Source organism: Caldanaerobacter subterraneus subsp. tengcongensis MB4 (genome assembly GCF_000007085.1).
Taxonomy (GTDB): domain Bacteria; phylum Bacillota; class Thermoanaerobacteria; order Thermoanaerobacterales; family Thermoanaerobacteraceae; genus Thermoanaerobacter; species Thermoanaerobacter subterraneus.
Genome location: NC_003869.1, coordinates 87,501 through 100,694, shown reverse-complemented (window position 1 = coordinate 100,694; position 13,194 = coordinate 87,501). Strand labels below are relative to the sequence as shown.

General features: G+C 39.1%; 18 protein-coding genes and 2 rRNA genes (1 of these 20 cut by a window edge). 2 read left to right on the top strand and 18 right to left on the bottom strand.

From position 1 onward, the window contains the following. Positions 1-2 precede the first annotated feature (2 nt). From TTE_RS00490 to TTE_RS00415, 16 genes are all read right to left on the bottom strand, one after another. Positions 3-884, bottom strand: a complete 882-nt coding sequence (locus TTE_RS00490; protein ID WP_009610867.1) for a PSP1 domain-containing protein — start codon at positions 882-884, stop codon at positions 3-5. Between the two features lie 2 nt (positions 885-886). Then, positions 887-1,858 carry a DNA polymerase III subunit delta' gene (gene holB / locus TTE_RS00485; RefSeq protein WP_041587253.1) on the bottom strand — a complete coding sequence of 324 codons (972 nt, stop codon included), beginning with the start codon at positions 1,856-1,858 and terminating at the stop codon, positions 887-889. Positions 1,859-1,868: 10 nt separating this feature from the next. Further along, positions 1,869-2,309 carry a YaaR family protein gene (locus tag TTE_RS00480; RefSeq protein WP_031314131.1) on the bottom strand — a complete coding sequence of 147 codons (441 nt, stop codon included), beginning with the start codon at positions 2,307-2,309 and terminating at the stop codon, positions 1,869-1,871. 14 nt (positions 2,310-2,323) lie between these two features. After that, the gene (locus TTE_RS00475; RefSeq protein ID WP_011024606.1) at positions 2,324-2,653 is read right to left on the bottom strand and encodes a cyclic-di-AMP receptor; all 330 of its coding nucleotides are present in this window, start codon (positions 2,651-2,653) and stop codon (positions 2,324-2,326) included. Beyond that, positions 2,650-3,276: a dTMP kinase gene (tmk, locus tag TTE_RS00470; RefSeq protein ID WP_011024605.1), complete on the bottom strand. Its 627-nt coding sequence runs from the start codon at positions 3,274-3,276 to the stop codon at positions 2,650-2,652. Before tmk ends, TTE_RS00475 begins: the two co-directional genes overlap by 4 nt. Beyond that, positions 3,273-4,691 (bottom strand): aminotransferase class I/II-fold pyridoxal phosphate-dependent enzyme, encoded by a 1,419-nt coding sequence (locus TTE_RS00465; protein ID WP_011024604.1) that lies wholly within the window; start codon positions 4,689-4,691, stop codon positions 3,273-3,275. The genes tmk and TTE_RS00465 overlap by 4 nt, the downstream gene beginning before the upstream one ends. 59 nt (positions 4,692-4,750) lie before the next feature. Beyond that, complete coding sequence (locus TTE_RS00460; protein ID WP_041587072.1) at positions 4,751-4,963, bottom strand: sigma factor G inhibitor Gin; 213 nt, start codon at positions 4,961-4,963, stop codon at positions 4,751-4,753. Positions 4,964-5,028: 65 nt separating this feature from the next. Continuing rightward, the gene (locus TTE_RS00455) at positions 5,029-5,589 is read right to left on the bottom strand and encodes a DNA-3-methyladenine glycosylase I (RefSeq protein ID WP_009610872.1); all 561 of its coding nucleotides are present in this window, start codon (positions 5,587-5,589) and stop codon (positions 5,029-5,031) included. A gap of 10 nt (positions 5,590-5,599) precedes the next feature. After that, on the bottom strand, positions 5,600-6,547 hold the full coding sequence (locus TTE_RS00450; protein ID WP_011024601.1) for an ROK family protein: 948 nt from the start codon (positions 6,545-6,547) through the stop codon (positions 5,600-5,602). A 93-nt stretch (positions 6,548-6,640) separates the two neighbouring features. Next, the gene (gene gcvH, locus TTE_RS00445; protein ID WP_011024600.1) at positions 6,641-7,018 is read right to left on the bottom strand and encodes a glycine cleavage system protein GcvH; all 378 of its coding nucleotides are present in this window, start codon (positions 7,016-7,018) and stop codon (positions 6,641-6,643) included. A gap of 25 nt (positions 7,019-7,043) precedes the next feature. Next, complete coding sequence (gene lpdA, locus TTE_RS00440) at positions 7,044-8,429, bottom strand: dihydrolipoyl dehydrogenase (RefSeq protein ID WP_011024599.1); 1,386 nt, start codon at positions 8,427-8,429, stop codon at positions 7,044-7,046. Between the two features lie 30 nt (positions 8,430-8,459). After that, complete coding sequence (gene tusB / locus TTE_RS00435) at positions 8,460-8,738, bottom strand: sulfurtransferase complex subunit TusB (protein WP_011024598.1); 279 nt, start codon at positions 8,736-8,738, stop codon at positions 8,460-8,462. 11 nt (positions 8,739-8,749) lie between these two features. After that, positions 8,750-9,109, bottom strand: a complete 360-nt coding sequence (locus TTE_RS00430; protein WP_011024597.1) for a DsrE family protein — start codon at positions 9,107-9,109, stop codon at positions 8,750-8,752. 12 nt (positions 9,110-9,121) lie between these two features. Next, positions 9,122-9,475 carry a DsrE/DsrF/TusD sulfur relay family protein gene (locus TTE_RS00425; RefSeq protein WP_011024596.1) on the bottom strand — a complete coding sequence of 118 codons (354 nt, stop codon included), beginning with the start codon at positions 9,473-9,475 and terminating at the stop codon, positions 9,122-9,124. Positions 9,476-9,528: 53 nt separating this feature from the next. Continuing rightward, positions 9,529-10,545, bottom strand: coding sequence for a YeeE/YedE family protein (locus tag TTE_RS00420; RefSeq protein ID WP_011024595.1), 1,017 nt, complete (start codon positions 10,543-10,545; stop codon positions 9,529-9,531). Between the two features lie 20 nt (positions 10,546-10,565). Continuing rightward, entirely contained in the window at positions 10,566-10,808 is a 243-nt protein-coding gene (locus TTE_RS00415; RefSeq protein ID WP_011024594.1) for a sulfurtransferase TusA family protein, read from the bottom strand. A 180-nt stretch (positions 10,809-10,988) separates the two neighbouring features. Here TTE_RS00415 and TTE_RS00410 point away from each other — a divergent pair, with 180 nt between their 5' ends. After that, positions 10,989-11,882 (top strand): LysR family transcriptional regulator, encoded by an 894-nt coding sequence (locus TTE_RS00410; RefSeq protein WP_011024593.1) that lies wholly within the window; start codon positions 10,989-10,991, stop codon positions 11,880-11,882. Positions 11,883-11,893: 11 nt separating this feature from the next. Beyond that, complete coding sequence (locus tag TTE_RS00405) at positions 11,894-12,112, top strand: sulfurtransferase TusA family protein (protein WP_011024592.1); 219 nt, start codon at positions 11,894-11,896, stop codon at positions 12,110-12,112. Positions 12,113-12,157: 45 nt separating this feature from the next. Here the strand turns inward: TTE_RS00405 and rrf are convergent. After that, a 5S ribosomal RNA gene (gene rrf, locus TTE_RS00400) occupies positions 12,158-12,266 on the bottom strand. 32 nt (positions 12,267-12,298) lie between these two features. After that, positions 12,299-13,194 (bottom strand): 23S ribosomal RNA (locus tag TTE_RS00395) (it continues 2,070 nt past the right edge of the window).

The window sequence follows — 13,194 nt, the reverse complement described above, 5'->3', positions numbered from 1 at the left end:
GCTTATTCCTCTATTTTTTCTAAATCCTCTTTAAAAAGCTCCTCTTCGTAAGTCTTTTCTTCCTCTTCCCTTTCTTCCACAACTTCCACTTCTTCAGGGTCATATTCTTTTATTATTTCAATCCCTTCAACGTTTTTCATCTTAACCTTGAGTTTGCGCCTTATTACATCTACTTCTGTTATCTTCATCTCCTTATCTCCCACTCTTATGATGCTGCCCACTTTGGGAAGTTCAGCCCTCAATTTTTCATACATTTCCTGCTCATATTTCAAGCAGCACATCAAGCGCCCGCAAAGCCCCGATATTTTAGCAGGGTTTAAAGAGAGATTTTGGTCCTTTGCCATCTTTATTGAAACAGGTTCAAATTCCCCCAAAAAAGTGGTGCAGCAAAGTGGTCTTCCACAGGGCCCTAACCCTCCAATTATTTTGGCCTCATCCCTTACACCTATCTGCCTTAACTCTATCCTTATTCTAAAAACAGATGCCAAGTCTTTTACCAACTCTCTAAAGTCTACTCTGCCTTCTGCAGTAAAGTAAAATATAACTTTGGTGTTGTCAAAAGTGTATTCCACATCTACGAGGTTCATCTCAAGCCCGTGTTCTTCTATTTTCTTAAGGCATATCTCAAAGGCTTGCGCCTCTTTTTTCTTGTTTTCATAGTAATGTTCAATGTCTTCTTCTGTAGCAATACGTATAACTTTCTTTAAAGGCGCTACAATCTCTTCTTCAGGGACTTCTTTAATTCCAACTACAACTTCTCCAAACTCTATCCCTCTTATAGTCTCTACAATCACCTTATCGCCAACTTTTATAGGCAAATCTCCCGGGTCAAAATAGTATATCTTGCCTGCCTTCTTAAATCTAACTCCTACGACTGTAACCAACGTTATTGACCCCCTAAAATATCTAAAAGTAAATTCTCTACAGCCAACTGATAGTTTACATTGCTTTTAAGCTGGGAATTAAACTGCTCTATTCTATTGATTATATTATTTAATCTCTTAAAGGTCAACTTAGATTCCAATTTTTCTATAGAATCTATATAATCCACATTCTTTATAAATTTCAAATCTTTGGTTGTTTTAAAGACCAACACATCTCTTAAATAAGAGAGAAATATTTTTAAAACCTCCTCAATCTGTTCCTTATTTTCCTCAAAAAAGCTGTACTCATTAAGCACTTCAAAACCTTTTTTCTCAAAAATTTTCTCAATCTCAGAAAGCACATTGCTGCGAAGCTTTTTATAATTTTCGTCCACCAGTTTGTCCGCCTCACCAAAATTGCCATCCGCGAGATGTGCCAGAACTTCTGCCTCTTCTTCGCTGACGCCTTTTTCACCAATCAGGTATTCTTTAATCACTTCTTTTCTTTCTCTTTTAAATCTTACCACATTGCAGCGGGACACTACTGTAGGCAAAAGAGCTTCTATTTGAGGTGAGATTAGTATGAAAAGGCCGTATAAAGGCGGTTCTTCTAAGGTTTTAAGAAAAGCGTTCTGAGCTGCAGGAGTCATTTTATCAGCCCTGTCAATTATAAATACCTTTTTAAAAGACTCATAAGGCTTTATATTTATTTCAGCGTTTATATACCTTACAGTTTCTACTTTTATAGAATCTCCCTCTGGTTCTATTATAAACACATCTGGATGACTTTTCTTAAGCATTTTTACACAAGAGGTACACTTAAAACAAGGCTTATCATTACCTTTGCAGTTTACCATCATTGCAAAATATTCAGCCAAAAATCTCTTTCCTAAACCTTCTTCCCCAACAAATAAGTAGGCATTAGAAATTTTATTCTGATTTATTATATTGCGAAATACTTTTAGAATCTCTTCGTGGCCATACACCCTAAGCAACTTCATCACCTTACGAGTAAATGTCTATTAACAAACCCCTTATATCATCAATCATTTTTAGGAGTTCTAACTTTTTAGACTCTTTCAGAAACTCCTCTGTAAGCTTTTCCAACTCTTTGTCCACCTTTTCCACTAGAGAATATATTCTCTTTCTTCCTCTTAAATCTACATGTTCTTTTTTAGTGTATTTGAGCATGTTTTCTGTGGCTTCTTGCAAAAACTTCTTTACAAGCTTCTTATACTTGAGAAGGTCTTGTAAATTCAAACTTTCTTTTAATTTGTCAGCCGCTTCATCTATTTCTGACAAAATTTCTGACAATTTATCTTTATAAACTCTGTCTAACTCTTTTTCAAAAGTTTCTCCAAATTTTTTCTCCACTTTATACGTTCTTGAAATCTCGCTTTTCATTTCACTAACCACTTTTGAAGGCCTGACTTCATTAACCCTCATAGCAAACACCCTTTTTATATCCTAAAGAATTTTTCTACATCGAGCACAAACACTGTAGCACCGCCAATTGTCACTTCAACAGCCTGCGGAAGAAAGATGTCTGTAGCCCCTCCCATTGGAGTAGGTGAAGTTATTATTCTATCACGAGTTTTGCACTTCTTTTCTATTATGCTTATGACATCGTCCAATTTGTCATCTTCCACTCCTATTATCAAGGTGGTATTGCCAGACCTCAAAAAACCACCTGTAGAAGCAATCCTTGTAAAGCTGAATCCTCCTTCTGTTAGCCCATCCATCAACCTTCTGACATCTTCATCCTGTACGATCGCAAGAACTAACTTCATACTTTCGCCCCCTTCAAATATTCTTCTACTGCCTTTACCACCATTTTATGAACCGCCAGTACCTCCTGCATACCGTCTATCAAAATGAACCTCTCCGGAAAATCCTTCACCAGTCTAAGATAACCTTCCCTCACTTTTTTGTGAAATTCATAGTCCTCCCCTTCGAGCCTGTCGGCTTTTTTACCCTGTCGCCTTTTTATGGCTTCCTCCGGTGTAATGTCTATATATACTGTAATATCCGGAAACAAACCTTTAGTTGCTATTTCATTTACAATTTTAACTTTTTCCAGTCCCAATCCCCTAGCATATCCCTGATATACATAAGAACTATCTATAAACCTATCAACTATTACCATTTGACCTTTAGAAAGAGCGGGTAAAATCTTCTCTTCCACCAGTTGCGCCCTAGAGGAAGCGTAAAGGAGCATTTCTGTCACCGGGAAGATGAGATTTTCTCTGTCAAGCAAAATTTCGCGGACTTTCTCTCCTACTCTCGTCCCACCCGGCTCCCTTAAGACAAGTAGGTCATAACCCTCTTTTTTAAGATGTTCTTCCAAAAGCTTAACCTGTGTGGTCTTCCCACATCCGTCTATGCCTTCGAAACTTATAAATTTCCCTCTCATATCTCACACACCGACAGTAAATTATCCTGTATACCCAAAACCTTAATACCTTTATTATACAATACTTCTATATATTTTACCATATCTTTTTCAATCCTCTCTCCTGGACATATGAGAGGAACTCCTGGCGGATAAGGTGTCACAAAATCTGCAGAAATCGCCCCTTCCGCCTTTTCAAAGGGTACCCTCACCTTCTTTTTCCTCACAGCTTCCGAAGGAGTCAACTCCATTTCAGGCAAAGAAGGAAAAAGAATTCTATCCCCAAATTTAACCCTCTTCCTGTTTTTTGAAAGCTTTTTTAAACCTTCTAAAAGCATTTTTACCCTTTTTTCATCATCCCCTACAGTAACCATCGCTAATATATTGTAAACATCCGACATTTCAACTTGTATATTGCATTCTCTCCTCAAAAAATCCTCTGCTTCAGGCCCTTCAATTCCCAAATTCTTTACACTTATAGTGAGCTTTGTAACATCAAAATCCACAATGCCGTACCGTCCAACTATATCTTCTCCTAAACATCTAATACCTTCCATTTTATCAATCTCTCTTCTTACATATAGGGCTAATTGAATAACTTCTTCTAGTCTTTTTTTGCCTTCTTTCTCCATGTATTCTCTTGCCATGTCAATTGAAGACATGAGAATATAAGAAGGAGATGTAGATTGAAAAAGGCTTAAAGAATATTTTAACCGATCCACATCTACCCTATCAGAATTTAAATGGAGTATAGAAGTTTGAGTAAAAGAAGTAAGAGTCTTGTGCAGGCTCTGTACTACAATATCCGCTCCTGCTTTTATGGAGGACTTAGGCAAATTGTTTGAAAAAGGAAAGTGAGCCCCATGAGCTTCATCTACAATCAAAATTTTACCGTACTTATGCACAATATCCACAATTTTTTCAATATCACTGCAAAAACCGTAATAATTAGGGTATGTCACTACTACAGCTTTTACATCTCTTTCTTTTTGCAAAACCTCCTCTAGCCTTTCTACATCAATTCCCATCGCAATTCCATTTTCATAGTCTATCTCGGGCAGCAAATACACGGGAATCGATTGAGTAAGCACAACTCCGTTGTAAACAGATTTATGAGAATTCCTCATCACAAGCACTTTATCCGTAGGGTTTAGCACTGCATACATGGCCGCATATATTCCAGCAGTACTGCCATTTACCAAAAAGAAAGCTTGTTTTGACCCAAAGGTCTTTGCTGCAAGCTTCTCAGCTTCAAGGATTGGACCATCGGGATTGTGAAGGTTGTCAAGTCCTGGCACCTCTGTCAAATCAATTTTTGCTAAATTTTCAATGTACTCTTTTGGCAATACTCTTCCTTGTTTATGGCCGGGCATGTGAAAAGGTACAGTTTCCTTTTTCACGTATTCCATGAGAGCATCGTACAAAGGAGTTGACATAAAATACCTCCACAAAACATTTTTCATTTTCATTATACCACAAAAAAAGAAAACTGGATTTACACCCAGTTTTCATACCCGACATCTTTCATATAATCCTCCCATATATCAATCATCTTTTGCCTGTAGAAGTCATAGTTCTTATCGAAGGGAGACAAATTTATCAATCTCTTCTGACACTCTTCGCATATAAATTTTCCTAATACATCTATGCCATCTTGTACCTCTTTATCGCATATAAAACATTTTCTTTTTATCGTGACATCCTCCATCTGGCACACCACTTTCAATATTATCCTAATAGAATTATTCCCTATTTCTTGAAAAATATTCTACTTTATGATAATTCTTTATATCTAAAACAGCTAACCAGATGGTCATTAACAAGCCCTACAGCCTGCATATAGGAGTACACTATGGTAGAACCTATAAAGACAAATCCTCTTCTTTTAAGGTCTTCACTTATCATATCAGATAATTCCGTGCGGGATGGAATATCCTCCACTTTTTCCCAACTATTTATTATAGGTTTGTAATTCACAAATCTCCATATATATTCATCAAAACTACCAAATTCTTTTTGAATTTCTATAAACTTCTTCGCATTGTGAATGGAAGCCTCTATCTTCTTTCTATTGCGCACAATGCCCTTGTTCTCCAATAATTCTCTTATTTTTTCTTCATCGTATTGAGAAACCATATGAGGGTCAAAACCACTATAAGCTCGTCTAAAATTTTCCCTCTTTTTTAGTATGGTAAGCCAGCTGAGACCAGCTTGGAAAGATTCCAAAATCAAAAACTCAAAATGCTTCCTATCGTCGTGGACAGGCACTCCCCATTCCTCATCGTGATACTTTATATAAATCGGATCCACGAGGCACCAAGGGCATCTTTGCATATTCATCCCCTCACAAGAGCAATGCAGCAGCCCCCAAAACTCCTATATTTTCTCCCAGCTGAGCCTTTACCACTTCACATACTTCTGCATTGGGTTTTAATGCCTTTTTTCTTACAGTTTCCATCATTTTCTCATACAACATATCCCACTGAGCAGAAACTCCTCCCCCTATGGCGATCTTTCTGGGATTGTAAAAAGCCATTATGTTGGCAATTCCCACTCCCAAGTAAAAAGCCTCCTTTTCTACCAATTCTTTTGCGAATTCATCTCCCAGTTTTGCAGCTTCGAACACGTGCTCTGCTTTTACTTCTCCTTCTCCCGCCAGTTCCTTTATTTTCGTCTTTATCCCTTTTTCAATCCCTTCCCTTGCAAATCTGGCAATCGCCGTTCCAGAAGCGTAAGCTTCAAAGCATCCGTAATTTCCGCAGTTGCACCTCGGCCCATCAAAGTTTATGGTGTGATGTCCAATCTCTGCAGCATTCGAATTCTCTCCACTATATAATTTCCCTTCAATTATGACTCCTCCGCCAATTCCAGTGCTGACTGTTATGTACACAAAATTATCTACTCCTCTACCTGATCCAAAAAGGTGTTCTCCTATTGCAGCTGCATTTGCGTCATTTTCCAGTCTAACCTCTATGCCAAGCCTTTTCGACAAAATTTCCACTATAGGGACGTTACTCCAGTGAGGCAAATTTGGAGGGCTTATCACAATCCCCTTTTTGGCATTCAAAGGCCCAGGAGACCCTATCCCGATACCTTTTAAATTGCTCATTTCAAGTCCTGTATCTTTTAAAACCTGATATATGCTCTCTTCAATCCTTTCAATCACCACGTCTGGTCCTTTTTCAGCCATTGTTGGAATTTTTATGCTCTTTATTATGTTGCCATTTTCATCAACAATGCCTGTGCTTATCTTTGTGCCTCCCAAATCAACTCCACAGAGAAACTTCTTCAACTTTACTACCTCCCTCATTAAAAACCTTTTAAACTAATTATACCATTATTGAAAATTTCAATAAACTAAAAAAGGCCCGTAAAGGGCCCTTCATTACGTTTCCAAAAATTTTTTGTACTCTTCTGCCTTCATAAGCTTTTCAACTTGAGCTTTATCTTTCAACCTTACAGCAACAAGCCAGCTTCCATAGGGATCGCTATTTACCAAAGAAGGGTCTTCAGCTACAGCATTGTTCACTTCAATTACTTCTCCGTCTACAGGTATATAAACGTCAGAAGCCGCTTTTGCAGATTCTATAACTCCAAGCACATCTCCAGCTGTAAACTCTGTTCCAACTTCAGGAAGTTCAATGTACTCCGCATCCCCTAAAGAGTCCTGGGCATAATCAGTTATGCCAATATAAGCTTTGTCCCCTTCTACTTTTACCCATACATGGTCCTTTGAGTAATACAAATCTTCCAAAACTTTCATTTTTGTCCCTCCAATTTTTAATAATTTAAATTTTGTGGATTGCCTCTTTGAAAATATCTTTAAAAGCCTCCATAATAGTTTCGCTCTTTGTAGGATGGGCATAGACCACATCTTTCAATTCTTCCGCTTTTGCTCCGCTCTGACAAGCCGTTGAAATTATGTGCACAAGCTCAGAAGCGCCACTACCTACTACCCATGCCCCAACTACTTCTCCATCTTCAGTTGAAATTATCTTGGCAAATCCTTCTGTCTCACCATAAGTTTTGGCTCTCCCGTTATGCTTGAAGTCAAATCTTCCTACTTTAATTTCTCCAAATTTTTCTTTGGCCTCCTCTTCTGTATACCCGAAATATCCAATTTCTGGTTCTGTAAAAACAGCTGCAGGTATCTTGTAGTAATCCAAAGTTCTCGACTTTCCAAAAATATTGTCAACTGCCACTTCTCCCTGTGAAGAAGCTACATGGGCCAGCATCATTTTACCTGTCACATCTCCTACAGCCCAAACACCCTCTATGTTTGTCCTCATGTGCTCATCGACTTTAATCGCTTTCTTATCAAATTCAAGCAAATCTACAATTGGCCCTATACTTGTATTTAACTTTCTTCCAATAGAAACAAACACTTTATCAACAGATATCTTCTTAATATCATCACCGCTTCTAATCGTAACTACAGAGTTTTCTCCCTCCTCCTCTACTTTTTCCACAGTAGAAGAAGTATAAATCTTAATGCCTCTCTTCTGAGCAGCAAATTTAACAGCAGAACTTACTTTTTTATCAAGGGAAGGGAGGATATTAGGCATCATTTCAACCACATACACTTCTACTCCAAATTGGTTCATTATAAAAGCAAATTCCATCCCTATTACTCCGCCACCTATAATGCATAAACTCTTGGGTAAAGACGTTATCTCCAAAATTGTATCGCTATTTAGAACATTTTTCGAATCAATGCCTTCAATTGGAAGCTCTGCAGGAGATGAACCAGTAGCAATTATAATGTTTTTCGCTTTGATTTTTTCTCCCTCAAAAATTACATTCTTCTCTTTGTCTACCTTCGCTTCTTTATTGAAGACCTCTATTTTATTGGCTTTAAGCAAAGCCTTAATGCCTTCAACAAGTTCCCCTACAATGGTATCCTTTCTCTTCACTACTTGCGCATAATCAAAATAATTTATTTGAATATCAAAGCCAAACTCTTTTGCCTTTTTTAAAATTCCATAGACCTCAGCAGCTCTTGCATAAGCCTTTGTAGGTATACAACCTCTATTAAGACATGTGCCCCCTAATTTATCCTTTTCAAACAGAGCTACTTTTGCCCCTTTTTTAGCAGCTTTGATAGCCGCCACATACCCTCCAGGCCCTCCGCCTATGACAGCCAAGTCATATTCTCTGGTATGAAGGTTTTCCATTTACTCTACCTCCAATATAAATTTTGTAAATTAAGAAATCACTTTTTCCTCCTTCTCGATAAGTTCCGCCCATCCATCATAATCCACCAAAGTCACTTCGCTATCCTTTTCATCAAATCCCCTTGCAATAAAATCTTCTTTTAGAGCAAAAAGTTCAACTCCCTCTTTCACAAGATTCTTCACATTTTTACAAGCAGCAAAAATTACGCCGTCCTGCACAAATAAAACCTTATCCTGAGGCAGAGCAAGGTTTAATAAAAATTCGGAAATTTTTTCAGAAGGACTTTTCTTTACTATTATCAAGGCCATACTTTCACCTCCTAGAAAATCACTACTTTATCAAAAGAATGGACAAATTCCGGCAGCTCATCTTTTGACACAGTTTTTAAATTCCACTGAGGAGCAATTTCATCTTCTTTTATATTGAACTTATCTAAATCTTCCTTTACCGCATAAACAGGCGTCTGATACTTCTCAATATACTTAAAAGTCATCGCCAAAGGCAGACACCCAATCAGCTCTGGCTTACAGGAAGACCTAACAGCCAAAACAGCCTCCTCAACAAAGAGCACCGCAGGTTCAAGGTCTTCTCCGTACATTCCAAACGCACTTCTGAAAGCCTCATTTATCCAAATACTTCCTACAGGAGAAGTATACACTGCAAATAAAACTTTTTTCACTTTATCCACCTCCTAAGGTAGTAAGTTTATATATCTGTCGGAATTGTATATAAGCGACGCCATCTCTGGCACTCCAGAAAAATCTGAGCCTTCAATTTTCATATCCTCGCCAATCCCTCTGTACTGAGCACAAAGGCCACAAATGTGAACTTCCACACCTTTTTCAGAAAGCTCACGAAGTTTTGAAGGAATATTTCTATCAACCTTCATAGGTTTAACAAGTTTATTTGCGGCAAGTACAGAATCAGCAAATAAAAATATTGAAACCTTATGTCCCCTCTTCAAAAGAGCTTCTGCGAGATGGATTGCAGTATCCATATCCTCATTTGTATAAGGGGGTACATTTACCTGTATTGTTACATGCATACATCTATCCCTCCTCTTAAAATTTTGTGGGAAGGGCAAAGCCGCCCTCCCACTTATTTTCTCTCAAAAAGGTACCAAACCATAAACCAGTTTCCCAACACTGCAAAGATTGTAAACACTATTGAACTTATAGCTAAATGGGGAAGTCCCGAAAGAATGTGCCCTATATTGCATCCTCCAGCACTTCCTGCACCAAATCCCATTAAAATACCGCCTACTGCTACCTGGACAAAAGTCTTAGGGTCCTTTGGAACTCTTAATCTGAATTCTTTTGCAAAAAGAGCTGCTAAATACGCACCAATTATGATCCCTACTATTTCCATTCCTTCCCAGTTGTACGGAATAGGCTGAGTGAGGTCTAAATTTGCAGTAGTAGTTCTGAAAAGATTCACCCAACCTCCTGTAATACCAAGAGGATAGGTCTTTTGAGAAAGGTATGCTATAACCCCTACAAGTCCTAAAGCAATACCACCCGTAATCCAATTAAGCCCTGAAACTTTTCTTTCAGTAGTCTTCCAAAATACCAGTACTATGAGAAGTAACAAAGCAAAAATAATTGTTACAATCCATGGATTAATATTTAAAAGATTTGCCAGAGTTAAATTGACAGCTCCATCTTTTGCAGCGTAAAATCCTCCCGGGTTATTAGTAGTAGTTATGGGCTTACCCATCCACCTATTTACAAAAGATAAAGGACCACCTTTTACAGCTGCTGCAGTGATTCCATAGAAGATTGCTGCAATAAATGCTGTTATATAACCTTCACCTATCCTATAAGTAACACCGCTAGCACAACCACCTGCTAGAACCATACCCATACCAAATAAGAAACCGCCTATGATCTGAGCAAGAGGAATCAAAGGTTTTGGATTTAATTTAATCCAACCCAGTTGCGCCGCCAGATGAAAGCCAATCGTCTCCACCAGTATTGCAAGCAAAGCTAACTTCATCAGGTAATTGTCTTTTGTCATCTTCACATCTCTGATCGCTGAGTTAAAACAAATCCTTCCTCTTTGTAAAACTATGCCAAAAAGTATACCTACCAAAAGCCCCTGTAATCTCGGATCCATAAAATCTCCCCCTTGACTCATCAAAGCTTTTTAATGAGAATTCGCCACTCGCTTGGCCCTATTTCTTCAATGGATATTACCTCTCCTCCTACTTCCTTTACTCCTGCTGGAATTCTCTCTTTAGAAAGAGCGTAATCAACGAGTACTTCCAGTATTTCACCTGATTTCATCTCTTTGAGTTTTCTTCTTGTGTCCACATCTGGAACAGGGCACACCTCTCCTCTTTCATCTAAAGTATAGGTAGGCTTTACATCATTACTCATTTTACATTCCTCCTTATTTTGTTATCATTTTAACATTCTAGTTTCATTTTACTATAAAATTTTCTCCATTTATCATTTGAAATTCTTATGCAATATTAGTTTTACTTATAACAAACTTTGTAGTATAATAAAACTAAACGTTATATTGCGATAGCTTTTTAACAAACAGGGGGAGTTTTTATGAATATTGAAAACTTAAGGGCATTTTATAAAACTGTATATTACAAAAGCATTTCTTCAGCGGCAAGAGAGTTGTACCTCTCTCAGCCAGCCATAAGTCAACAAATAAAAGCATTAGAAAAAGACTTGAAAGCAACTCTTTTAAAGCGCACCAATAGAGGAGTCTTTCCTACACCAGCCGGAGAATTAGTTTATCAATATGCAGAAAGGATATTGAATTTGTACGACAACATGGTAAAAGACTTAGAGTGCTGTCAAAACAACTGCATAAACAGATTAACAATTTCTGCCTGCCCTACTATTGGGCAATATGCCCTCCCTTGTACCCTGCACGAATTCAAAAGAAGGTATAAAAACATCACAGTGCATGTAGAGCACAATTTTACACCTGAAGTGATATACAACGTAAAAGAAGGAGGAATAGACATAGGCTTTATAGAAGGTTGTTATGTAGATGAAAACATTTCTTGCATTCCTTTAGGAGATTTCAAAATGCATTTTGTAGCGAGCGGCAACTGGGAAGAAAAAAGTTTGTCAAAAAACAAATTATTGCGTTATAATTTTTTTATAATACATAGAAAGTGCGCTTTGCGCAAAATAATTGAAGAGACTTTACTTGCCCACGAAATTGATATAAAAAAGTTAAAGATTGAAATGGAATTTCCTTCTATTGAATCAATTAAGTCCTCCGTGGCTGCAGGACATGGTCTTTCTATTTTGCCTTATATAGCCATAAAAAAGGAATTATATACTAAAACCTTGTCCATAGTTGAAGTAGAAGGCATAGAATTTAACTACAGTTATTCTTTAATATACAACAAAAAAATTTACAAAAAGTCCAAAATGGACTTCATCGATTTCATAAAAAATAACGGTAAAGATTTTTTCTGCTAAGGGTGATGAAAATGGTTCATGAGATTATGTGCATGGGAGAAATATGCCCTCTTCCACTTCTAAAGGCCAAAAAGAAATACGAAGAAATGAAAGAAGGGGAGATTTTAAAAGTTGTGGTGGATCACAGGTGTACGTTAGACAATTTGGAAACATATTTTTCTAAATTAAATTGCTCTATGGAAGTAAAAGAGGTGCTAAAAGGTGTGTGGGAAGTATATATAAAAAAATAAAGCTCCCATAAAGGGAGCTTGTTAAAGGGGGCTTTTTAAAAATTTCCCCGGCAGCGACCTACTCTCCCGCTTATGCAGTACCATCGGCGCTGGAGGGCTTAACTTCCGTGTTCGGAATGGGAACGGGTGTTTCCCCTCCGCTATCGCCACCGGATACTTAGACCTTCAAAACTACACAAAGCCTTCAGGGTCAAGTCCTCGGCTTATTAGTACCGGTCAGCTAAAAGCGTTTCCGCTCTTACACCCCCGGCCTATCTACCTCGTCTTCTACAAGGTGCCTTACCCCTTTCGGGTGGGAGACCTTATCTTGGGGTGGGCTTCACGCTTAGATGCTTTCAGCGTTTATCCCTTCCAAGCTTGGCTACCCAGCTGTGCACCTGGCGGTGCAACTGGTACACCATCGGCTCGTCCATCCCGGTCCTCTCGTACTAGGGATGGCTCCCCTCAAGTCTCCTGCGCCCGCGACGGATAGGGACCGAACTGTCTCACGACGTTCTGAACCCAGCTCACGTACCGCTTTAATGGGCGAACAGCCCAACCCTTGGGACCTACTTCAGCCCCAGGATGCGATGAGCCGACATCGAGGTGCCAAACCTCCCCGTCGATGTGGACTCTTGGGGGAGATCAGCCTGTTATCCCCGGGGTAGCTTTTATCCGTTGAGCGACGGCGTTCCCACTCACTGCCGCCGGATCACTAAGCCCGACTTTCGTCCCTGCTCGAGATGTCTCTCTCACAGTCAAGCCCCCTTCTGCCTTTGCACTCTTCGCGCGATTCCCGTCCGCGCTGAGGGGACCTTTGGGCGCCTCCGTTACCTTTTAGGAGGCGACCGCCCCAGTCAAACTGCCCACCTGCCATTGTCCCTTAGCCGGTTCACGGCTTAAGGTTAGAACCCCACTAGTCTCAGGGTGGTATCCCAACGCCGACTCCAGTGACGCTGGCGCGCCACCTTCTCAGTCTCCCACCTATCCTGTACAGAGACTAGCAGTGTCCAGTGACAGGCTACAGTAAAGCTCCACGGGGTCTTTCCGTCCAATCGCGGGTAGCTCGCATCTTCACGAGCACTACAACTTCGCCGGGCCCC